Source organism: Kitasatospora sp. NPDC057692, assembly GCF_042799475.1.
In the GTDB taxonomy this organism is placed as follows: Bacteria; Actinomycetota; Actinomycetes; order Streptomycetales; family Streptomycetaceae; genus Kitasatospora.
This window is the reverse complement of record NZ_JBHVIV010000003.1, coordinates 118,807-140,972: the sequence shown is the minus strand read 5'-3', so window position 1 is coordinate 140,972 and position 22,166 is coordinate 118,807. Positions and strand designations below refer to the sequence as shown.

The following is a 22,166-nucleotide window of genomic DNA, read 5'->3' as shown; positions in this document are numbered from 1 at the left end:
GATTCGGCGGATCGGCCGGACGGCGTGTAGTGTCTTCCAGGTCAGCAGGCGCCGCTAGCTCAGTTGGTTAGAGCAGCTGACTCTTAATCAGCGGGTCCGGGGTTCGAGTCCCTGGCGGCGCACCGACGGTCGGAGGTCCCCCTCGCAGCAGCGAGGGGGACCTTCGGCGTTTCCCGGGCCCACCGGCCGACCGGGTCACGGCGGCCCCGGCTCGGACCGGAGCGGGGTCCGCCGGGGACGGGGCGGAGCCCGACGCCGGCCGTCCGGTCAGCGCGCCGTGTCCAGCACCGCCGAGGCCACCGCGTCCGGGCGGTCGAACATCAGCAGGTGCCCGGCCGGGGCGGTGCTGCGGTACTCGGCTCCGAGCAGCGCGGCCAGTTCCCGCTGGGCGGCCAGCCACTCCTCGGTCCGCCGTCCGCGCAGGCCGTCGTCCGCGGCGAGCACGGTGACCGGCAGGCCCGCCGGCAGCGGTGCGGTGCCGCGCAGTCCGGCCAGCTCGGCGGCCATGTCCAGGTAGCGGGTGTTCTCCCGGAGCAGCGCCCGCAGCGAGCGCCCGGTGCGGTAGCAGCGCCGGACCAGCGGCGCCGGGGCGAGGTCCTCGCGCCGCACGGTGGTGGCCCGGGCCGCCAGCCGGCGCGCGGCGGGCCCGAGCAGGTACGGCACGGCGGCGGCGGTGGCCGCCCCGGCGGCGGCGCGCGCCGCGACGTCGCGCAGGCCGGGGGCCGGGAGCGGGCGCGGCTCGGGTTCCACGCTGCCGTCCAGCAGGACCAGCCCGGCCGTCCGCGCCGGGTGCAGCCGGGCGAAGGCCTCGACGTGGAACGCGGCGAGCGAGTGCCCGGCCACCGTGCACGGCCCGGGCAGGGCGAGCGCGTCCAGGACGGCCCGGATCCGGTGCGCCTCTCCGGCGGCGGTCGGCAGCGGCCGGCCGGCCGGCTCGGGCGCGCTCAGGCCGTAGCCGGGCCGGTCGAAGCGGACCACGGTGCGGTAGGGGGCGAGGAAGGGGACGACGAGGTCCCAGTCGAACCAGCTGCTGCCCAGTCCTCCGGTGAGCAGGCAGACCGGGCCCCGCCCTTCGACGCGCGCGTGCAGGGGGGTCCCGTCGATCCGCAGGAAGACCGGGTCGGCGGCGCGCCCGCGGCCCGGGTGCGCGCCGGTCACACCCTGTCCCTCCGGTCGGGCCGGGGGTCGCCGGCGGTGACCGGGAGGGCGGAGCGGCCCTCCCCCGGATCGGGGCCGGGGTGCGCGCCCGGGCGCAGCGCGGCCGCGAGCAGGGCCAGCCAGAGCGCGACGAGCAGCACCTGGAGCCGCTGGCCGGCGCCCAGCGCCCAGGTGCCGCGACCCGCCTCGAAGGCGGCGATCGCCCCGAGGCTCCACCCGGTGGCGAGCAGTTCGGCGCCCAGCAGCCACGGTCCGTACCGGTGCACCGACGGCCACCGGCCGTGGCGCCGGGCCGCGACGGTGAGCGCGGTCAGCCCGCCGAGGGCGCCGAGCATCGCGAGGCTGCTGGTCACGGCGTGGGCGGTGTGGGTGGCGGGGACGAGCCCGGCGGTCTCCCGGGCGGCGCACATCTCGTCGCTGGTGGGCGCGCAGCTCAGCGGCAGCCGGGAGTCGGCGGCGGTGGCCGCGCCGAACAGGGCGAGCGCGGCCCATCCGGTCACCGCCCAGGACCGGCGGCCCCCGGACCCGGCGCGCGCCCGGCCCGGACCGTGGAACGCGGCGAGGGCGAGGACGGCGGCCGCCAGCACCGCGAGTCCGGCGACCAGGTCGGTGGCCCGGAAGAGGCCGCCCAGCGGCTGGTCCTCGGCCGCCAGCTCGCTGAGGTACGCCTGGACCGGGTCGAGCCCGGTGCTGAGCACCACTTCCAGGACCCACGCGGTGTAGGCGACCGCGCTGAGCAGCAGCAGGGCGGCGACGGCACGGCTGACGCCGGGGGTTGGGGCGGAGGCGGAGGCAGGGGCGGGGATGAGCCGAGCGTTCCGCCGACCGGGGTGGGAGCTGGGCACGATTCCACCCTAACCGGCGGTAAACCCCACCCCAACCGGTCGGAAACGGACAGCCCGGCCCCGGTGACGCCACGGTGGTGCGAGGCACCCCTCGGAAGCGTGTATTGTTTTCCCCGTCAGCAGGCGCCGCTAGCTCAGTTGGTTAGAGCAGCTGACTCTTAATCAGCGGGTCCGGGGTTCGAGTCCCTGGCGGCGCACCGACACCGGGGAGCCTCTCGTTCACACGAGGGGCTCTCCGGCTTTTCGCTGCCCATTGACGTCCGATTTGTGTGTGATGTCGGTCTCGCTTCCCGCTGCCGTGGAGCCAACCGGTACCTTCGGCGCGTTCTGGGCTGTAAACCGGAAAAGGGGCAAAGTTCCCCGACCGCCGACGATCCCGTCTGCGTGAGCCGGCACGCCCCCGTGCGTCGCGCCGGCCGCGCAGCCGCCCGCCCGCAGGAGAGGCCGCCGCTTTGTCCCGTAACGCCCTGAGCGGCGCGCCGCGCACCCGGAAACCCAAGGTCCGCCGCCCCCGCAGACCCCGCCGCACCGGCTGGCGCAGACTGATCCCCACCTGGCGGATGACCCTGGTCGGCTTCGCCACCGCGCTGCTGCTCGGGGTCGGCCTCTTCGCCCTCGGCATCACCCTGGTGAAGGTGCCCGACGCGCACGCCGCCGCGACCGCGCAGAGCAACACCTGGCTCTACCAGGACGGCTCGGTGATCGCCCGGACCGGCCAGACCAACCGGCAGAACGTCGGGCTGGACAAGGTCTCCCCCGCCGCCCAGCACGCCACGCTGGCCGCCGAGGACCGCAGCTTCTACCACGAGGGCGCCGTCAACATACCCGGCCTGGTCCGCGCCGCCGTCAACACCGCCAAGGGCGAGGGCACCCAGGGCGGCTCCACGATCACCCAGCAGTACGTGAAGAACACGTACCTGAGCCAGAAGCAGTCGCTCAGCCGCAAGGTGAAGGAACTCTTCATAGCGATCAAGGTGGACGCCACCGAGAGCAAGGACGAGATCCTCTCCAGCTACCTCAACACGTCCTACTACGGGCGCGGCGCGTACGGCATCCAGGCCGCCGCGCAGCAGTACTTCGGCGTCGACGCCTCCGAGCTCAACGCCGCCCAGGGCGCCTACCTGGCCGCGCTGCTGAACGCCCCGAGCGCCTACGACGTGGCCACCGCCACCCCGGCGGGCAAGCAGAACGCCGTCAACCGCTGGAACTACGTGCTCGACGGCATGGTGAAGGAGGGCTGGCTCTCCGCCGAGGAGCGGGCCGCCACCACGTTCCCCGAGGTCAAGGACCCGCAGACCCAGCTCGGGCTGTCCGGCCAGGCCGGCTACCTGGTCAACGCCGCGACCGAGTACCTCACCGGCAACCAGATCATCAGCGAGTCCGAGCTGGCCAGGGGCGGCTACACGGTCAAGCTGACCGTCGACCCGGCCCGTCAGCAGGCCCTGGAGGGCGCCGTCCAGGCCCAGCTGCACGACACCCTGAACCCGGAGAAGCGGAAGAAGGACGCCGCCGCCCAGCCCGGCGCCGTCTCGGTGGACCCGAAGTCCGGCGCCGTGGTCGCCCTGTACGGCGGCGTCGACTACACCAAGCACTACGTCGACAACGCGACCCGGCGGGACTACCAGGCGGGCTCGACGTTCAAGGCGATCGCGCTGGCCGCGGCGCTGGAGAACGACGCCAAGACGCAGTCCGGCCAGACCATCACCCCGCGCACCGTCTACGACGGCACCAGCGGCCGCAAGGTCCGCGGCGGGAAGGGCACCCCGTACGCGCCGCCGAACGAGGGCGACAAGAGCTACGGCCAGATCACCCTGCAGCAGGCCACCGACTGGTCGGTGAACTCGGCCTTCGCCCAGCTCGCCCAGGACACCGGGCTGGCCAAGGTGCGGGAGACCGCGATCGCGCTCGGCCTGCCGAGCAACACCCCAGGGCTGGACCCGGTGCCGTCGATCCCGCTGGGCACCGCCACCCCGAGCGTGCTGGACCTGGCGGGCGTGTACGCCACGCTGGACAACGACGGCCGGCAGATCACCCCGTGGCTGGTGCAGGAGGTGAGCCACGAGGGCGAGCCGGTCGCGCTGCCCGCGCACAAGGTCACCCAGGCGATCAGCGAGCAGACCGCGCGCGAGGTCACGGCGATGCTCCAGGGCGTGGTCAGCGACCAGGGCGGCACCGGCTGGCGCGCGAAGGCGCTGGGCCGGCCCGCGGCGGGCAAGACCGGGACGACGGACGACCAGAAGTCGGTCTGGTTCGTCGGGTACACCCCGGAGCTGGTCACCTCGGTCGCGCTGTTCGGGCAGGACCCGGCCAGCGGCGCCCAGGTCAGCCTGAGCGGCACCGGCGGGATCGACGGCGCGGCGGGCGGCCAGTTCCCCGCGCAGATCTGGACCTCCTACATGAAGGCCGCCCTGAAGGGCCAGCCCGTCGGCGACTTCCCCGCCCCCTCGGGCGCGGAGGACGCGCGCGGCGGTTCGGGCTCCTCGGGCCCGGGCTCCTCGTCCGGTCCGACGAGCACGCCGTCGGCCACCCCCGACGGGTCGGCGACGCCGTCCGGCGGCGCGCCCTCCCAGGGCGGTTCCGGCTCGGGCGGCGGTGCGGGCTCGACGCCGTCCACCCCGCCGTCGACCGACCCCACCGCCCCGCCGTCCTCGGGCGGTTCCGGTTCGGGTTCGGGATCCGGCGGTACCGGCTCCGGTGGCTCGGGCGGTTCCGGGTCCGGCGGCGGGGGCACCGTGCCGACCCAGCCGGCCACCCCGCAGCCGAGCAGCAAGCCGACCAGGCCGGGGCCGAGCACCGGCCCCACCACCGCTCCGACCACGGCACCGCCGGCGACCGGGGGCGGCGGCTCCGGGTCCGGCGGCTCCGGCTCGGGTTCGGGGTCCGGCGGCGGCAGCGGGACGGACGCCGCCGGCGGAACGAGTGCGCTGGCCGGGGCCGGGGCCGGATCGGCCGGGTAGCGGACGCTCCCACGGGGCGCCGGGCAGGACGCCGGTAGGACGCCGGGCAGAACGCCGTGCAGGACCGAATGATGGAATGACCCCTTACCGAAAACCGGTAACACTGTCACAATTCGTCGGTGCACAGCTCCAACCCCCTGCTCGGCCGCTCCCCCGGCCGGACCCTCGGTCTCACCCTCGCCCTCGTCTCGGCGTTCGCCTTCGGCGGCTCCGGCACCGCGGCCAAACCACTGATCGAGGCCGGGCTCTCCCCCCTCCACGTGGTCTGGCTGCGGGTCACCGGCGCCGCCGTCGTACTGCTGCCGCTGGCCTACCGCCACCGCGACGCCGTCCGGCGGCGGCCCGGCCTGCTGATCGGCTTCGGCCTGCTCGCCGTCGCCGGCGTCCAGGCCTGCTACTTCGCGGCGATCTCCCGGATCCCGGTCGGCGTCGCCCTGCTCATCGAGTACCTCGGCCCGCCGCTGCTCATCGGCTACGTGCGGTTCGTCCAGCGCCGACCGATCAGCCGCGGCTCGGCGATCGGCGCGGGGGTCGCCGTCGCCGGGCTCGCCTGCGTGGTCGAGGTCTGGAACGGGCTGAGCTTCGACGCGCTCGGCGTCCTGTTCGCGCTGGGGGCGGCCTGCTGCCAGGTCGGCTACTTCGTGCTCGCCGACGCCGGCAGCCGGGGCGAGCGCCCGGTCGACCCGATCGCCGTCAGCGCCTACGGCCTGCTGATCGGCTCCGTCGTGCTCACCGCCGTGACCCGCCCCTGGCAGGCGGACTGGGGGAAGCTCGGCGGGGACGTGGTGATGAACGGGCACACCCTGCCCGCGCTGCTCCCGGCGGCCTGGATGGTCCTGGTCGCGACCGTGCTCGCCTATCTGACCGGTGTCGTCGCCGTCCAGCACCTGTCACCGCCGGTCGCCGGGGTGGTGGCCAATCTGGAGGCGGTCGTGGCCACCGTGCTGGCCTGGGTCCTGCTGGGCGAGCACCTCGGCCTGCCGCAGACGGCCGGCGGCCTGCTGGTGCTGGCCGGGGCGTTCGCCGCCCAGGCCGGCAAGCCCGCCGAGGCGGCCGGGCCGGACCGGGCGCGGGGCGCGGGAACGGGGGCGGGGACGCCCCCGGGTACGGACACCGGGACTGGCGCGGTGCCGGCCGGGGCGACGGCGCTCGGCGAGCGGCTCGCCCGGGCGGCCGAGGCCGAGGGCCGGCGCGGCGGGGAGCGGGACCGGCGCTAGCCGCTCCGCCCGGGGCGGCGGGTGATCGCCCGGGCCGGGATCAGCGGCCGACCCAGCCGAACCAGTCGAGGTGGCCGAGCGGCCACACGACGGCCGACACCGGGCCGACCACGTTGTCTACCGGCACGGCCCCGCCGCCGGGGCCGCGCTGGTGGTAGCGCGAGTCCGCCGAGTCGCTGCGGTGGTCGCCCTCGACCCAGACGTAGCCCTGCGGCACCGTCACCGGGCCGAAGTCCAGCCCGGCGCAGGAGTCGTCCCCGGGGTGCAGATAGGGCTCGTCGAGCTCGGCGCCGTCGACGGTCAGCGTGGTGCCCGAGCACTGCACGGTCTGCCCGCCGGTCGCGATGACCCGCTTGACCAGGTAGTTGTCGTCCTTGGGCGGCACCAGGCCGACGAAGGAGAGCACCGAGCCCAGCGCACCGGTGACGGGGTTGCCGTCGGCAGGCTGCGGCGGCAGCCAGTCCCCGGGGTCCTTGAAGACCACCGGCTGGCCCCGCTCCGGCTTCCATCCGGTCAGCGGGGCGAGCTTGTTCACGCCGACCCGGTCGCCGACCCGCAGGGTGTTCTCCATCGAACCGGAGGGGATGGTGAACACCTGGAAGAGGCAGGTCTTGATCAGCAGCGCGACCACCAGGCCGACCGCCGCCATCGCCGGGATCTCGATCCACCACGGCCGCGGCCGCCGGCCGGACCGGCGGTCCTTCGGCGGCCTGCTCCGGCGCCCCTCGGCCGCGCGGCGGGCCCGCCGCGCCTCGGCCCGGCCCCCGACCGGGGCGGGCCCCGCCCCGGCGTCGCCGCCGTGCGTATCGGGCAGGTTCACCGCCATCGTCGCTGCTCCACTCTCCGGCTGCGGGGGAACCTGCACGCTACGCCAACCGGGGATCGAGGCGAAATCGGACGTTTACCCGCGCCAGACATCCCGGCGGGCCGGCCGCGGCTCCCCCAGGTGCTCCCGGCCCGGTCGGCCGCGCCGTCAGGCGGAGGCGTTCCCGCCGGTCACGGCGTCGCTCGCGATGGCCTCGTGGTGGCGGATGACCTCGGCGATGATGAAGTTGAGGAACTTCTCCGCGAACACCGGGTCCAGGTGCGCCCCGGCGGCCAGCTCCCGCAGGCGCTTGATCTGGGTGCGCTCCCGGGCGTGGTCGGCGGGCGGGAGCCGGTGCTCGGCCTTGAGCCGGCCGACCCGCTGGGTGGCCTTGAAGCGCTCGGCCAGCATGTGGACCACCGCGGCATCGATGTTGTCGATGCTCTCGCGCAGGCTGGTCAGCTCGGCCCGCACGGCATCGTCGACCCCCTCGGGCAGTCCGGCGTCGGGGGTCGTGGGGTGGTCCGTCATCGGGGCGGCTCCGCGGCTCTCTCGGTGGTGCGCCCGACCGCGCGGCGGCCGGGCCCGGGCCCGGGCCAATCTAACAGGGCGCCCGGCACCGGCCCGCACCATTCGGCCTAACCGTCCACGATACGGACGGCACACGGACCGCCCGTCGGACGGCGCTCCGAGCTGCCGGGGTCCGTCCACGGACGAGCCGAACCGCTGGGGCCGCCGGGGGATTTTCGGACGCGACGGACCGGTGCGCTACTTGTGGCACGCCCCGGACCTGCCCGTAGGCTGGGCGCGGCATGACCGGACGTGACGAATCAGCAGTTCCCCAGTGATGGAGGTATCGATCGTGGCAACCACCCGCACCGCCCGCACCGCTTGGGAAGGCAACCTGGTCGACGGCAAGGGCCAGGTGACGTTCGCGTCGTCCGGCATCGGCGAGTACCCGGTCTCATGGCCGGCCCGCGCCGAGGCCCCGAACGGCAAGACCAGCCCGGAGGAGCTCATCGCGGCCGCGCACTCGGCCTGCTTCTCGATGGCCCTCTCGCACGGTCTGACCGGCGCGGGCACCCCGCCCACCAAGCTCGACACCCAGGCCGATGTGACCTTCCAGCCGGGCACCGGCATCACCGGCATCCACCTCACGGTCACCGGCGAGGTGCCCGGGCTGGACGAGGCCGGCTTCGTGAAGGCCGCCGAGGACGCCAAGGCGAACTGCCCGGTGAGCCAGGCCCTGACCGGCACCACCATCACCCTCACGGCCAACCTGGCCGGCTGACCTCCCCGGGCGCCCCGTCCGCGGCCCCGGTCCCGGCGCGGCGCGCGGTCGGCGCGTGGTCGGCGCCGAACCGGGTCCCGAGGGCGCGTTCCCGGAGCCCACGCCCCTGGTGCACATCATGTGATGTGCACCAGGGGCGTCCGCATGTATCACCACACTCGCCCCCAAACCAGACGAATCACCCTGGCGGCGGTCACCGCGCGTTGCCGTCGCGTCCTATGATCGGCCGCAGCGCCCTGTTCCTCACGGTTCCTCAGGCGGGCTCCCACCCGGCCGCTCCGTCCCGAGCGTCCCGCACCGGAGTCCCCTCTCCGCGAGTGCGGCAGAGTGCGGAGCCGGCCGCCGAAGTCGGGTGACCGGCCGGACCAGCGTCAAGCGTCAGCAGCGGACGGGAGCATGCCGTGCCGGGCCAGAACGAGGGGGCCGACGCACACCACCCAGGCGTGCGGCACGAGGACCCGCGGCCACGCCGCCTCCTGCCGCCCGCCCTCCACCCCGCCCCGGCCAACGGCACGGCCCGCGCCGCCCTGGCCGACCCCCGGGAGGGCCCGGCCGACGACCCCGTCCCCCGCTGCCCCACCTGTTCGGCGCCGCTCGGTGACGGCACCCGCCACGGACCGGACGGCGACGGTGCGAACGGCCATCCGGGGGGCGAGGAGCACGGCCGGCGGCTGGCCGCCCTGCGGGCCAGCGAGTCCCGACTGCGGGCCGCCTTCTCCGACGCCGCCATCGGCATGGCCCTCATCGACCCCGAGGACCGGATCATCGAGGTCAACCCCGCCTTCGCCGCGTTGACCGGCCGCACCGTCGACGAGCTGGTGCTGACCCACCTCCACGAGATCGTCGACCCCGAGGGCATGCCGCGCCGGCTGTTCCCCGCGCTCGTCCACGGCGAGCACGACCGGCTCCGGGTCGAGAAGCAGCTCAAGCACCGCGCGGGGCGGACGGTCTGGAGCAAGGTGACCGTCTCGCTGATCCGGGACGCCGGGGGCAATCCGCTGTACACGCTCGCCCTGGTCGAGGACATCACCGAGCAGCGCCGGCTGGGCGACCGCCTGGAGTACCAGGCCCTGCACGACCCGCTGACCCGGCTGCCCAACCGGACGTACTTCTTCGAACGCCTCGACGCGGCCTGCCTCACCCCCGACCGGTCGGCGGGGCCGATCGGGGGAGGCGGCGGGGGCGCTGCGGGCGCCGGGACCGCCGACGTCTCCGACGTCTCCGGCGGCGCGGCCGACGGGACCGGCGCCGGAGTCGGAGTCGAGGCCGGGGCCCGGGTCGTCGGCGCGGCGGGGAGCGGAGGGCCCCGGGTCGGCGTCTGCTACCTGGACCTCGACGGGTTCGCCGCGATCAACGAGGCCCTCGGCCACCACATCGGCGACCAGCTGCTGATCGCCGTCGCGACCCGGCTGCGGCGCGGCTTCTCCGCGCACGGCACCCAGCTGGTCGCGCGGATGGGCGGTGACGAGTTCGCCGTCCTGGTCACCGACAGCAGCGGCAGCGACCAGCTCACCGACCTGGCCGCCCGGATCCTCGACGCCCTGGAGCGCCCGTTCGACGTGGCCGGCCACCGGCTGGTGGTCACCGCCAGCGTCGGCGTCGTCGAACGCTCCGTGCACGAGACCACCCCCACCGACCTGGTTAAGGACGCCGACGCCACCCTGTACTGGTCCAAGGCCGACGGCCGGGCCCGCTGGACCCTCTACGACCCCGACCGGGGCGCCCACCAGCTGACCCGCCAGCTGCTCGCCACCGCGCTGCGCCCGGCGCTGGAGCGCGGCGAGTTCACCATCGAGTACCAGCCGCTGGTCGGCCTGGCCGACGGCGCGGTGCACGGCGCCGAGGCCCTGGTCCGCTGGCGCCACCCCCGCTACGGGACGCTCTCGCCGGACCGCTTCATCCCGCTCGCCGAGGAGTCCGGGGCGATCGTGCCGCTCGGCAAGTGGGTGCTGGAGGAGTCCTGCCGCCAGGCGTACCGCTGGCTCACCGAGTTCCCCGAGACCGAGACCTTCGTGAGCGTCAACCTGGCCGCCCGCCAGATCTGGGACTCCGACGTGGTCGCCGACGTCGCCCAGGCCCTCGACCGCACCGGGCTGCCGGCGCGGCTGCTGCAGCTGGAGATCACCGAGAGCGCGCTACTCGGCCCCGGCGGACGCCCGCTCCAGGCGCTCCAGGCGCTCGCCGACATGGGCGTGCGGATCGCGATCGACGACTTCGGGACGGGCTACTCGAACCTGGCCTACCTCTCCCGGCTCCCGGTGCACGTGCTGAAGCTGGACGGCACCTTCATCGAGGGGTTCCGCGACACGGCCCCGGCCGGCGGCCGGCCGGAACTCCCGGAGGTCCGCTCACGGCGGAGCGACGCCGACGAGCAGATCGTCGGCGCGATGGTGCAGCTGGCCCACACGCTCGGCCTGACCGTGACCGCCGAGGGCATCGAGAGCGCCGCGCAGGCCGAACGGCTGCGGCTCACCGGCTGCGACACCGCCCAGGGCTGGTACTTCGCCCGCCCCGGCGAGGCGGAGCTGGTCGCGGCGATACTCCGCGACGGCCGCGACGGCCAGGACGAGCGGGAGGACCGGGAAGGCGCGCGGACCGGGGACCGGCCGGTCGGGGACCGGCGGGACACCCCGGGCGGGCGTTGACCCGGGGCGCTCCGGCCCCGGCCTCCCTCAGACGGTCACGGCCCGGCCCCCGGTCAGGCCGTACGCCTCGGCGATCCGCCCGTACGACCGCAGCCGTGCCTCGTGGCCGTGGATGTGCGAGGTCACCATCAGCTCGTCCACCCCGGTCCGCTTGCGGAGCGCCTCCAGCCCGTCGGCCACCTCTCCCGGGGCGCCCAGGACGACATTGCCCAGCCAGTCGTCGATGAAGTCCGCCTCCACCGGGCTGTACGGGTAGGCCTCGGCCTCCTCGGGGGTGGGGATCGGGCCCGGGTTGCCCCGGCGCAGCCGCAGCATGCCGAGCGCGGCGGAGCGGGCGAGGCGGCGGGCGGAGTCCTTGTCCTCGGCCGCGACCGCGCTCACCCCGATCAGCGCGTACGGCGCGTCGAGGACGGCCGAGGGGCGGAACTCCGAGCGGTAGAGGTCGAGCGCCGGGAGGGTGTTCGCGCTGCTGAAGTGGTGGGCGAAGGCGAACGGCAGACCGAGCCGGCCGGCCAGCTGGGCGCTGAACCCGGAGGAGCCGAGCAGCCAGACCGGCGGCCGCCCCTCCCCCCTCGGGACGGCGGTGAGCCGCTCGTACGGGTGCCCGGCGGGGAAGCTGCCGTCGAGGAAGTGGGTCAGCTCGGAGAGCTGCCGGGGGAAGTCGTCGGCGCCCTCGCCGAGGCCTCGGCGCAGGGCCCGGGCGGTGGCCTGGTCGGTGCCGGGGGCGCGGCCGAGGCCGAGGTCGATCCGGCCGGGGTGGAGCGACTCCAGCAGGCCGAACTGCTCGGCGATCGCCAGCGGGGCGTGGTTGGGCAGCATCACGCCGCCGGACCCGAGGCGCAGGGTGGTGGTGTGGGCCCCGAGGTGGGCCAGCAGGACGGCGGGCGTCGAGCTGGCGACACCGGGCATGCCGTGGTGCTCGGCCACCCAGAAGCGGTGGTAGCCCCACTGCTCGGCGCTGCGGGCCAGGGTGGTGGTCGCGGCGAGCGCCTGGGCCGGTGTGTGGCCGACCCCGACGGTGGCCAGGTCGAGAATCGACAGCGGGGCGGGCGCCGTCCCCCGGGACGTGCCCCGGATCGCGTCCGCGGCGTGCGGCCCGGCCCCGTTCTCCTGCCGGCTCTCCTGGCTGTCCTCGGTCGTCATGCCGTCCGTCCTCCTGGCCGTGGTCGGGTACCGTCCGCCGGTGCGGTTCACCGGTGCTGCCCACCGGTTGGCGGTCGGTGCCGCGGCCGGTGCCGACACTGGTCAACCCCGCTCCCGGGTCCCCTTGTTCCCCGCCCGACGGGTCGGCCCGGCCGTCCTCCGCCGGCGGCCCGGCGCCGTTCCCGCGCACCGCACGCGGCTCCGGCCCCGGGCGGAGCGGTCGGCGGAGGAGCTGACGCAGAGCCAGCGACCGGACACCCGTGGCGACTTCACGCCAGCGCGGGAAGTCGCCAGCCCGGGGGCTCGCCGTCGGCCGTCGCCATCCGGCAGGCTAGGGCCCAGGCGGATCACCCAACCGGATCCGCACTCACCAGCAAGATCGTCGGGCTGGACCAGCGCCGACCGATCCCCGCGAGCCCTCGGAGCGGCACCCCGCCCCGGGGGCTCGTGCCATGTTCCGCCCGGCACCGGGGAGGCGCCGGGCCCCGGACGGACCGCGGCGGGTGTGAGATGCGCCACCCGGACCCACCGCATGTCCGGGGTGCTTCATGGCATGAATAGTCGAGGCGCTAGCGTTGTCCCTTGCAACCACTGCTCCCCCGGGCAGCCTGGAGGGAGTAAGGGCATGGACATCGCGACACTGGTCGGATCCTCGTGGATCTGCGGCCTGGCGCTCTGCGCCGTCCTCGGTGACGCCTTCCTCCCCTTCCTGCCCAGCGGGACCCTCGTCATCCTCGCGGTGCTCAAGACGGCGCAGATAGACGGCGCCCCCGTCCTGCTCGGCCTCGGGGTGGCCGCGGCCTCCTTCCTCGGCGACCTGCTGCTGCTCCAGCTCGCACGCCGCGGTGCGCCGATGGTCAACCGGCGACTGGAGCACCGCCCGAAGCTCGCGGCCAGCGTGGCGCGGGTCCAGCAGACCCTGGACGGGCGCACCACCCGGGCGGCGGCGGCCATGGTGGTGATCGCCCGCTTCGTACCGGCCGGGCGGACCATCCTCGACCTGGCCATCGGCCACTCCCCCGCCCATCCGCACCGCTTCCTGCGGTGGTCGGCCCTGGCCGCGCTGATCTGGGCGGCCTACATCGTGTCCCTGGGCTGGCTCAACAGCCACTGGTTCGACACCGCCTGGCTGAGCCTCGCGGTCTCCTGCACGGCCGCCACCGTGGTGAGCACCGCCATCGCCCGGGTCGCCTGCCGCAGTCGCCGCATCTCCCTCGACTGACGCCACGACGGCGGCGCTCCCGGATCGCCGCCCCCCGGATCGCCACCCCTGGAACGCCGCCCCCGGAACGCCCTCCCCACGAAACGGGCGAAGCGTCACAGGACGGCAACAGAAGACATTCCTCCGCATCCCGCACAGGCGTTCCCGGCGTGTTCAGTGCCGGCGGACCTCGGGCCCTTTGGTGACCCCCGCGTTCGCGTGACATGCTAACGACGGATAATCAATCAATTGTCCGATATGACTGACGCGGCCTGAGTTGCGGCCCCACCGGTCCGGACAACAGGGGAGACGATGGCCAGCATCTCGCGCAGGACCGTGCTCACAGCCACCGCCGCGACTGCCGCGCTCGGAGCGGTGGCGGCCTGTTCCGGGGGCGGCTCGGGGTCGGCCGACCCCACCGGATCCGCCGCGGGCTCCGCCCCCGCCCCCACGACCGGCACCGGGAGTGCGGGACCGGCCACCGGGACCGCCACCACGGCCCCGGCCAAGGGCACGCCGATCGGGGACGGCTCGACCTCCGACACCGGCCCCCAGCCGAAGCAGCCCAAGCCGGAGAAGCTCAAGCCGGGCGAGCGCCCGCCGCAGTTCGTGGTCTTCTCCTGGGACGGCGCCGGCGGTACCGAGGACGGCCAGTTCCCCCGGTTCCTCAAGCTCGCCGAGGAACACAAGGCCTCGATGACCTTCTTCCTCTCCGGCATCTACACCCTGCCCAAGGGCAGGGCGGACCTCTACCACCCGCCGAAGCACTCGGTCGGCGCCTCCGACATCCCCTACCTGTCGGACGGCGCGGTGAAGGCCACCCTCAAGCTGATCAGCCAGGCCTGGTCGGCCGGCCATGAGATAGGCACCCACTTCAACGGCCACTTCTGCTCGACCCGCTCGGACGGCAACGGCGTCAACAAGTGGACCCCCGAGGACTGGCAGAGCGAGATAGACCAGGCCGTCGGCTTCGTGACCCAGTGGCGGACGAACACCGGCTTCACCGACGTCGACCCGCTCCCCTTCGACTACAGGAAGGAGCTGATCGGCGGCCGCACCCCCTGCCTGGAGGGGCAGAAGACCCTGCTGCCGACCATCGCCAACCTGGGGTGGAAGTACGACGCCAGCTCCTCGGGCGGCCTGCAGATCTGGCCGCAGAAGGTGCAGGACGGCAAGGTCTGGGACCTCCCGCTGCAGAGCATCCCCTTCCCCGGGCACACCTTCCAGGTGCTCTCCATGGACTACAACATCCTGGCCAACCAGTCCGCGGGCAGCACCAAGGGGGACCCGGCCAAGTACAACGACTGGCGCACCCAGGCGCGGGACGCCTACCTGGCCGGGTTCGACCGCGCCTACAACGGCAACCGCGCGCCGTTCTTCATCGGCAACCACTTCGAGCAGTGGAACGGCGGCATCTACATGGACGCCGTCGAGGAGACCCTCAAGACCATCGCGGGCAAGCCCGACGTCCGGCTGGTCTCCTTCAAGCAGCTCGTCGAGTGGATGGAGGTCCAGGACCAGTCCACCCTCCGCAAGCTGCGCACCCTCAACGTCGGACAGGCGCCGGCCGGCGGCTGGGAGTCCTTCCTGGGCGCGGCCGGCTAGCACCGGCCCGTCGCGGCGGCTATGCGTCGGCGGGACCGGCGGAGGCCGTGCCGAGCAGGGCACGGACCACCGCCTCGGCCCCCGCGCGGCCCCAGAGGATCGAGTAGTGGTTGGTGTCCGGCACCGCCGACACCGGGACCGGGTGGGTGTGGTCCAGCCCGACGGCGGCGAGCCGCTTCTCGTCGTAGAGGCCCTGCGGCTCGTCGAACAGGCCTCGCTCGGCCCGGATCAGCTCGCCCGGGCAGGGCAGCCGGTGCACGGCGGCGGCCGCCTCCCGGTCCAGCATGACCTGCGACCCGTCGGTCTCGACCGCCGCCAGCACGCAGGAGGAGCGCAGCTCGGGTTCGTCGCCGACGAGATCGTGCTGGGTGTACGCGTCGATCTCCGCGGACCAGTCGGCGGCGAAGGCCGGGTGCCGCTGCCAGAACTCGCGGTACGCCTGCCGGTCGGGGAAGGTCATCGACAGCCGGGCCAGCGCCGGCCCGAGCACGGCGGCCAGGGCGTCGTCCTCGTTCACGCCCTCGGGTAGCGGGAAGGTGACCGCGCCGTCGACCAGCACCACCCGGCGGACCAGCCCGGGGTGGCGGACGGCCGCCAGGGCCGCCACCCACGCGCCCATGGAGTGGCCGGCCACGACGGTCGGCCCCAGACCGAGCCCGGCGATCAGGGCCGCCACGTCGTCGGCGTGGCGGGCGAGTCCGTACGGCCCGCCGAGGTCACGGCTGCCACCGCGCCCGCGCAGGTCGGGTGCGAGCAGGGTGGCCCGCCCGGCGAGGCGGCGGGCGACCTCGAACCAGGCGAGGCCGTGGGCGGTGATGCCGTGCACGGCCACGACGGTCGGGGCGCCGGGCACGGTGGCGGGCCAGCGGAGCACGGACAGCTCCCCGCCGGGGACCGGGACGCGGAGCCGCTCCGGGGACGGCTCGGACGGCGGAGCGGGCTGGGCGGATCGATCGGTCGCCCGGTGTATCGACGGGCTCTCGGACTGGCTCACGCGGGGCTACCTCCTGTGGGGCCGGCACTGGGCGGAACGACGGTCCGACCGGGGCCCGGGCCGAACGGAAAGGGAGAGGGAGAGGGAGAAGGGAGAAGGGGGAAGGGGGAAGGGGGAAGGGGAGAGGGAAGAGGGGAACACTGCGGTGAAGAGACGCGACGGTACGAGCGGCACCGAAGGCGGCCGCCGCCGCGAACGGCAGCCGGAGCTTCGGCACGGCGAGCTCGGTGGTGCGGAGGCCGGCCGCGGAGGAGGGCGCGCGGCCGGGGAAGGACCGTCCGGTACGGCCGAGGGGGAGGTCGCCCCCGGAGGCGGGGGCTCCGTGGAACAGGCATGGGGCGACGAGACGGAGGCTCCCGGGGCCGTCGAGCAGTCCCGGGACAAGAAGCGCACTGTATAGGGCGTCAAGGAGCGGGATCAGCAGAGCGATCGACCACGATCGTAGTCCTCGACACAGGATTGTCGAGCGATTTGTGATCGATTCACCTGTTCGAGCGATTCCAGCATGTTCGGCCCCTCCTGGGCGACTTGCGGCCGCGTCGATGTCAGCGCCAGGGGGTCGGAGGCGCCGGATCCGGCCGGGAGGAGGACCCGGGCCGCGGGTCCGCGCAAGGGGCGGGCTCCGGAGCGGGCTCCTGAGCGGACACCGGAGCGGACACCGGAGCGGGCCGTGGCGAGGGCTGTCGGGCTGCGCATGACGACCGGTTCCTCAGGGGGCGCCGTGGATGTGGATGCCGGAACCGTAGACGAGGCGCACGGGCGGCGACATGGGTCCGACCGACGCATCAGCCCGGGCCACTGTGGTGGCCGGCTCCATACCGCCCGTCGGCCGGCGGCCCGGCAGCGCCCCGGCGCACGGCGGCCGACCGTCCGCGGCCGCCGCCGGCCCCATCGCACCAGGAGGCCCACGACTGGCCGGGAATCACCGGATTCACCGGCCGTCACATCGATCATCCCGAGGACCGGTTGCAATCGGGCGGCCCCTCCGCGACAGTGGGGGAAGCCCGGGGATCCCGGCACCCCGGAGGGGAGTCCGGGGACGGCCGAAGCGATCCGCATCCGACGCCGCTCCACCAGAACGCACCACCACCGATCGTCCACGGTCGACGAATTGACGGTCCGAAACCACCGGATCGGCGGATCACCGGAACCGCCGGAATGCCGAAACAACGGAAGCGGAACGGCCCGCCGGGGACCGGTCCGCCGGACGACGGCCCGGCAGCGGAGGCAGGGCTCCGGGGACCGTCCGCCGCCGTGCGGCGGTGCGGCGGATCGGGTCGCACACCCCTGGTCGGAGCACGCACGAAAGGCGGGTCCGCGCGGCCGGCCACGGGGGGAGCGCACATGACCGGGCCGCTGTCGCGTCGGGCGAAGGGCACCGAACCGTCCGCCCCGGCCGCCACCCCGGATCCGATCGCCGTCCCCGAAGCCCCCTACGACTACGCCTACTTCAGCCGCCTCGCCGGCCGAGCGGTCGAGGACCCCGCGCCGGACGAGCCGTACCGGGTGCAGTACCGCAGCCTGCTGCGCCGCGAGCCGCACCGCATCCGGGCCGCGCTGCTCCTGCTGGCCGCGCCCCTGGTCGAGGGCGTGCTGCTGGTCTGGCTGCTCCAGCCCGGCCACTGGCCGGTCCGGCCCGGCGAGACCGACACCTGGCTGCTGGTCGGCGACAAGGTGATGATCGGAATCATCGCCGTGGTCGAGGCGTTCCGGCTGGTCAACGTCGTCTCCAACGTGCACGCGACGCTCGCCGCCCGCGACCCGGTCCCGGTGACGCCCGAGCGCGGCACCCGGGTCGCCTTCCTCACCACCCTCGTCCCGGGCAAGGAACCGCCCGAGATGGTCCGCGCGACGCTCACCGCCGCACTGGCCGTCCGGCACGACGGGCCCTACCAGGTCTGGCTGTTGGACGAGGGGAACGATCCCGCCATGCGCGACCTCTGCGACCGGCTGGGCGTGCGCCACTTCAGCCGGGACGACATCCCGCAGTGGAACACGCCCAAGGGCCGGTTCCGCGCCCGGACCAAGCACGGCAACTACAACAGCTGGCTCCAGGCGTACGGCGCCGACTACGACTTCTGGATCTCGGTGGACACCGACCACGTGCCGCTGCCCGAGTACTGCGAGCGCATGCTCGGCTACTTCCGCGACCCCGATGTGGCCTTCGTGGTCGGCCCGCAGGTGTACGGGAACTACCGCAGCTCGGGTTCGGTGGTCACCAAGTTCTCGGAGAGCCAGCAGTACCTCTTCCACGCCCTGGTCCAGCGGGCCGGGAACCGTTACGGCGCACCGATGTTCGTCGGCACCAACAACGCCGTCCGGCTGGAGGCGCTGCGCTCGATCGGCGGGCTGTACGACTCGGTCACCGAGGACATGGCCACCGGCCTGGAGTTCCACCGCAGCCGCAACCCGGCCACCGGCGCGCGCTGGAAGTCGGTCTACACGCCGGACGTGCTGGCGGTCGGCGAGGGGCCGTCGTCCTGGACGGACTTCTTCTCGCAGCAGCTGCGCTGGAGCCGGGGCACCTACGAGACGCTGCTGACCCAGTTCTGGCGGGTGGCGCGGGGGCTGTCGCCGGGGCGGCTGCTGAACTACGCGCTGCTGGTCTCCTTCTACCCGATGGCGGCGCTGACCTGGCTGCTCGGCGGGGTGTCCAGCGTGCTCTACCTGGGGTTCGGCGCCTCGGGCGTCCATGTGTCCTCCGAGCTCTGGATGGCGCTCTACAGCGACGCGGCCGTGCTGCAACTGCTGCTCTACACCTGGAACCGCAAGCACAACGTGAGCCCGCACGAGCCGGCGGGCTCCTCGGGCGTGGCGGGCATGGTGATGTCCGCGCTGTGCGGTCCGGTGTACGCGGCGTCCCTCCTGCAGGCCCTCCTGCGGATCCGCAGCCGCTTCGTGGTGACGCCGAAGGGTGCGTCGACCAGCCCCGACCGGGTGTCCACCTTCCGGTTCCACCTGTTCTGGGCGCTGGTGTTCGGCGGCGCCGTCGCGGCCTCCTTCCGCACCGGCCACGACCACGTCGCCATGCGCACCTGGGCCTGCCTGGCCCTCCTCCTCAGCCTGCTGCCGATGCTGCTGCTCGCCGCGGACGCGGTGCGGCGCCGCCGGGCCCGGCCCGTCTCGACCCTCACCCTCACCCCGGCCGGGGCGACCGCCACTCCGGCTCCCGCACCCGAGCCCGCGCCGCACCCCGTGCCCGAACCCCGCCCCGCGTCCGCGTCCGCGTCCGAGCCCGAAGCCACACCCGCCACGAGGGGATGACGAACCACCGTGAAGATCCGCCACAGCGGCCGCACCCGGCGCTTCGCCCTCGGCAGCACCGTCGCCCTCACCGTGGCCGGGATGAACGCCCCCGCCGTCCTCGGCTTCGCCACCGACCAGTACCACCACTACGCGATCAACCGCCCCGCCTACAAGGCGGAGTACGGCCACTGGCAGACCCTGGTCCTCCCCGCCGAGTTCCGGATCAACGCCATCCACGCCGCCCTGCTGCGCACCGGCAAGGTCCTGATCATCGCCGGCTCCGGCAACAACCAGAAGAGCTTCGACGCCGGCACCTTCCGGAGCCTGCTCTGGGACCCGGTCGCCAACACCTACAAGAACGTCCCCACCCCCGCCGACCTGTTCTGCGGCGGCCACACCGCGCTGCCCGACGGCCGGATGCTGGTGGCCGGCGGCACCCGCCGCTACGAGGCCCTGGACGGCGCGGTGAAGAAGGCCGCCGGCACCATGCGGATCCGCAACGAGGACCCGGACACCGCCCGCAGCCTCCCCCGGGGCACCGTCTTCCGCGCGCCCGACGGCCGGGAGTACGTCTCCACCGACGACGTCACCGTCCCCGCCGCGACCAAGACCGGCGCCGGCACCGCGACCGTCGTCAAGGCCGGCGAGACCAGGGTGTTCGCCGAGGCGGTGGCCCCCGGCCCGGGCTCGGTGCTGGACTCCCCCGCCCAGTACACGGTCAAGGGCCTGACCGGCGCCGACGCCCGGAACGTCTACGGCACGGCCGAGCGGATGACCCTGGAGAAGCAGGACTACCAGGGCATCCGCGCCGCCTTCGAGTTCAACCCGGACACCGAGCTGTACGAGCAGGTCACCGACATGGCCTACGCCCGCTGGTACCCGACGCTGACCGGCCTGGGCGACGGCCGGGTGGTCACCGTCTCCGGGCTGGACGACACCGGCCAGATCCTCAGCGGCAACGACAACGAGATCTACGACCCGGCGCGCAAGACCTGGTCCAAGGCGCCCGACCGCTACTTCCCGACCTACCCGTCGATCTTCCTCACCGCGTCCGGCAGGCTCTTCTACTCCGGCTCGAACGCCGGCTACGGCCCCGCCGACAAGGGCCGCGAGCCCGGGATCTGGGATCTCGCCGACAACGGCTTCCACCCCGTCCCCGGCCTGCGCGACCCCGAGCTCACCGAGACGTCCGCCTCCGTCCTGCTGCCGCCGGCGCAGGCGCAGAAGGTGATGGTGCTCGGCGGCGGGGGCGTCGGCGAGTCCCCGCTCTCCACCGCCCGCACGGACATCGCCGACCTCGCCGCCGAGCGGCCCGCGTTCACCCCGGGGCCCGACCTGCCGGCCGGCGGCACCCGGTACCTCAACAGCGTGATCCTGCCCGACGACACCGTCTTCACCACCGGCGGCTCCCGCGACTACCGGGGCAAGCACCGCAGCGACCTGCTCAAGGCGCAGACCTACCACCCGGACACCAACACCTTCACCACCGCCGCCGAGCCCTCCGTCGGCCGGAACTACCACTCCGAGGCCCTGCTGCTGCCCGACGGACGGGTGGCGGTGCTCGGCTCCGACCCGCTCTTCAACGACCGGGCGAACACCGAGCCGGGCACCTTCGAGCAGCGGATCGAGATCTACAGCCCGCCCTACCTGTTCCACGGCGAGCGGCCGCGGCTCACCGGCGCCCCGGCCGCCGCCAGGCTCGGCGGCACCGTCCAGGTGGCCGCTCCGGCGCCGGGCGGCATCACCACCGCCAAGCTGGTCCGGCCGAGTTCGGTCACCCACGCCACGGACGTCGAACAGCGCTCGGTGGCCCTGGACATCACCGCGCGCACGGCGGACGGCCTCGCGCTCACCCTGCCCGCCAACCCGAACCTGCTGCCGCCCGGCTGGTACATGCTGTTCGTCGCGGACGCCGCCGGCACCCCTTCGGAGGCCCGCTGGATCCAGGTCACCCCCTGAGCGGCGGCCCCGCTACCCCACGGCCCCGGCGCCGGCGCCCGCCGTCGCCAGCCCCAGCGCGTACGGGAGCCAGAACTCGCCGGCCCGCGGCTCACCGCGGCCGCACTCGCCGTCGGACTCGCCCGGGTTCTTGATCCAGAGGTAGGCGTCGACGCCGGGCCGCCCGGTCTCCGCCGTGGGCGGCGCACCGAGGGCGCGGCCGGGCGGGTTGCACCACGCCCCGGCGTCCAGCGGACCGTTGCCGTTGCGGCTGGTGTCGACGACGAAGTGCTTGCCGTCCAGCAGGGCCGACAACTGCGTGCCGAACGCCTCGTTGCGTTCGGTGGTGAAGAAGTTGGAGACGTTCACCGCGAAGCCGTCGGCCACCGCGACCCCCGACCTGCGCAGCGCCTCGGCCAGCGCCGGCAGGTCCTGCGTCCACCCGGGGTTGCCCGCGTCCAGGTAGACCCGCACCTGCGGGCGCTTCTTCAACTCCTGGACGGCGAAGGACAGCAGGCCGTACCGCTCGGCGGCGGCGTCACCCTTGACCCCGCAGGTGTCCAGGGTGTGCGCGACCGCGTCCGGCTCCAGCACCACCCAGGCCCGGCGCTCGCCGATCGCCTCCGCCAGGCCGGTGATCCAGGCCCGGTACGCCGCGGCGTCGGCCGCGCCGCCGGCCGAGTAGAGGCCGCAGTCCCGGTGCGGGATGTTGTACGCGACGAAGACCGGTGTGCGGCCGGCCTCGGCGGCGCGGCGGCTCACCTGGTCAGCGATGCCCCGGGCCGCCTGGTCACCGAGCCACTGGGAGGACGGCTGGGCGGCGATCCGCAGCAGGGTGTCGGCCTCCGCCGTACGGCCCTGACCGCGCAGGGCGGCCGACTGGCGGGCGGCGGAGGTCTGGTCGGAGACGTAGAAGGTCTGGCCGGGGAGCTGCGGCAGCGCACCGGCGCCGGCCTGTGCGGTCGGCGTCCCGCTCGGACTGCCGCCGCCGGGCGCGGCCTGGACGCCGCTCTTCCCGGTACTGCCCCCCGAGCAGCCCGTGACACCCGCCGCCAGTCCCAGCAGGGCCGCCCCCGCGGCCAGCCGGAACCCCGCACCTCGCCCTACTCGGCGCACCTACG

Annotated in this window: 15 protein-coding genes and 2 tRNA genes; 10 read left to right on the top strand and 7 right to left on the bottom strand. The window is 74.4% G+C overall.

Annotation, left to right across the window (positions count from 1 at the left end):
* Positions 1 to 48: 48 nt before the first annotated feature.
* A tRNA-Lys gene (locus tag ACFVFS_RS02870) sits at positions 49 to 122 on the top strand.
* A 145-nt stretch (positions 123 to 267) separates the two neighbouring features.
* Here ACFVFS_RS02870 and ACFVFS_RS02865 read toward each other — a convergent pair.
* Together ACFVFS_RS02865 and ACFVFS_RS02860 are read right to left on the bottom strand one after the other, a co-directional pair.
* A complete protein-coding gene (locus ACFVFS_RS02865; RefSeq protein WP_380619340.1) occupies positions 268 to 1,158 on the bottom strand; it encodes an alpha/beta fold hydrolase in 891 nt (296 codons plus the stop codon).
* Complete coding sequence (locus ACFVFS_RS02860; RefSeq protein ID WP_380619446.1) at positions 1,155 to 1,904, bottom strand: DUF998 domain-containing protein; 750 nt, start codon at positions 1,902 to 1,904, stop codon at positions 1,155 to 1,157. The genes ACFVFS_RS02865 and ACFVFS_RS02860 overlap by 4 nt, the downstream gene beginning before the upstream one ends.
* A 222-nt stretch (positions 1,905 to 2,126) precedes the next feature.
* Here ACFVFS_RS02860 and ACFVFS_RS02855 point away from each other — a divergent pair.
* The 3 genes from ACFVFS_RS02855 to ACFVFS_RS02845 all read left to right on the top strand — a co-directional run bounded on the left by ACFVFS_RS02855 (position 2,127) and on the right by ACFVFS_RS02845 (position 6,177).
* Positions 2,127 to 2,200 (top strand) — tRNA-Lys (locus ACFVFS_RS02855).
* Positions 2,201 to 2,455: 255 nt separating this feature from the next.
* Positions 2,456 to 4,960 carry a transglycosylase domain-containing protein gene (locus tag ACFVFS_RS02850; RefSeq protein WP_380619338.1) on the top strand — a complete coding sequence of 835 codons (2,505 nt, stop codon included), beginning with the start codon at positions 2,456 to 2,458 and terminating at the stop codon, positions 4,958 to 4,960.
* A gap of 119 nt (positions 4,961 to 5,079) precedes the next feature.
* Entirely contained in the window at positions 5,080 to 6,177 is a 1,098-nt protein-coding gene (locus ACFVFS_RS02845) for a DMT family transporter (RefSeq protein ID WP_380619336.1), read from the top strand.
* A gap of 40 nt (positions 6,178 to 6,217) precedes the next feature.
* Here ACFVFS_RS02845 and lepB read toward each other — a convergent pair whose 3' ends face one another.
* Complete coding sequence (gene lepB, locus ACFVFS_RS02840) at positions 6,218 to 7,003, bottom strand: signal peptidase I (RefSeq protein ID WP_380619334.1); 786 nt, start codon at positions 7,001 to 7,003, stop codon at positions 6,218 to 6,220.
* A gap of 147 nt (positions 7,004 to 7,150) precedes the next feature.
* Positions 7,151 to 7,513 carry a chorismate mutase gene (locus tag ACFVFS_RS02835; protein WP_380619332.1) on the bottom strand — a complete coding sequence of 121 codons (363 nt, stop codon included), beginning with the start codon at positions 7,511 to 7,513 and terminating at the stop codon, positions 7,151 to 7,153.
* 331 nt (positions 7,514 to 7,844) lie between these two features.
* Here ACFVFS_RS02835 and ACFVFS_RS02830 point away from each other — a divergent pair, with 331 nt between their 5' ends.
* A complete protein-coding gene (locus ACFVFS_RS02830) occupies positions 7,845 to 8,273 on the top strand; it encodes an OsmC family protein (protein WP_350571830.1) in 429 nt (142 codons plus the stop codon).
* 443 nt (positions 8,274 to 8,716) lie between these two features.
* On the top strand, positions 8,717 to 10,918 hold the full coding sequence (locus ACFVFS_RS02825; RefSeq protein ID WP_380619330.1) for a putative bifunctional diguanylate cyclase/phosphodiesterase: 2,202 nt from the start codon (positions 8,717 to 8,719) through the stop codon (positions 10,916 to 10,918).
* A 27-nt stretch (positions 10,919 to 10,945) separates the two neighbouring features.
* Here the strand turns inward: ACFVFS_RS02825 and ACFVFS_RS02820 are convergent, their stop codons facing one another.
* Positions 10,946 to 12,061, bottom strand: coding sequence for an LLM class flavin-dependent oxidoreductase (locus ACFVFS_RS02820; protein WP_380619328.1), 1,116 nt, complete (start codon positions 12,059 to 12,061; stop codon positions 10,946 to 10,948).
* Positions 12,062 to 12,686: 625 nt separating this feature from the next.
* On the opposite strand from ACFVFS_RS02820, the gene ACFVFS_RS02815 reads away from it, so the two are divergent.
* Complete coding sequence (locus tag ACFVFS_RS02815) at positions 12,687 to 13,283, top strand: DedA family protein (protein WP_380619326.1); 597 nt, start codon at positions 12,687 to 12,689, stop codon at positions 13,281 to 13,283.
* 291 nt (positions 13,284 to 13,574) lie between these two features.
* Entirely contained in the window at positions 13,575 to 14,867 is a 1,293-nt protein-coding gene (locus ACFVFS_RS02810; RefSeq protein ID WP_380619324.1) for a hypothetical protein, read from the top strand.
* 19 nt (positions 14,868 to 14,886) lie between these two features.
* Here ACFVFS_RS02810 and ACFVFS_RS02805 read toward each other — a convergent pair whose 3' ends face one another.
* Positions 14,887 to 15,837, bottom strand: a complete 951-nt coding sequence (locus ACFVFS_RS02805) for an alpha/beta fold hydrolase (protein WP_380619444.1) — start codon at positions 15,835 to 15,837, stop codon at positions 14,887 to 14,889.
* A gap of 1,368 nt (positions 15,838 to 17,205) precedes the next feature.
* On the opposite strand from ACFVFS_RS02805, the gene ACFVFS_RS02800 reads away from it, so the two are divergent.
* Positions 17,206 to 19,125, top strand: a complete 1,920-nt coding sequence (locus ACFVFS_RS02800) for a glycosyltransferase family 2 protein (protein WP_380619323.1) — start codon at positions 17,206 to 17,208, stop codon at positions 19,123 to 19,125.
* Between the two features lie 9 nt (positions 19,126 to 19,134).
* A complete protein-coding gene (locus tag ACFVFS_RS02795) occupies positions 19,135 to 21,066 on the top strand; it encodes a galactose oxidase-like domain-containing protein (RefSeq protein WP_380619322.1) in 1,932 nt (643 codons plus the stop codon).
* 12 nt (positions 21,067 to 21,078) lie between these two features.
* Here the strand turns inward: ACFVFS_RS02795 and ACFVFS_RS02790 are convergent, their stop codons facing one another.
* Positions 21,079 to 22,161, bottom strand: a complete 1,083-nt coding sequence (locus tag ACFVFS_RS02790) for a glycoside hydrolase family 6 protein (protein WP_380619321.1) — start codon at positions 22,159 to 22,161, stop codon at positions 21,079 to 21,081.
* Positions 22,162 to 22,166: the final 5 nt, after the last annotated feature.